We start from the raw sequence: 265 nt of genomic DNA on the forward strand, positions 1-265 counted from the left end.
GCCAGGTAACAACGCTTCGAACAGTGCCGATGTACCCAGTGCCAATGCCGACACCAGCACACCAACAGAAACGCCGGTGGCTGCAAGCAAAGACCTGATTCACGTCAAAACCGACGTACTGGATATTGCAATTGATCCACAGGGTGGTGACGTTGCCCAACTGCGTCTGCCGCTTTATCCACGTCGCCAGGACCACCCGGATGTGCCTTTCCAGCTGTTCGATAACGGCGGTGCGCGTACTTATCTGGCACAAAGTGGCCTGACA

General features: G+C 55.8%; 1 protein-coding gene. It reads left to right on the top strand.

Going from position 1 to position 265, the window contains the following annotated elements:
• Positions 1-265 (top strand): membrane protein insertase YidC (yidC, locus tag GHN92_RS23730; RefSeq protein WP_153381359.1); only part of this gene is annotated, 265 nt, incomplete at both ends.

The organism is Pseudomonas sp. FSL R10-2964, assembly GCF_009600035.1.
GTDB lineage: Bacteria > Pseudomonadota > Gammaproteobacteria > Pseudomonadales > Pseudomonadaceae > Aquipseudomonas > Aquipseudomonas bubulae.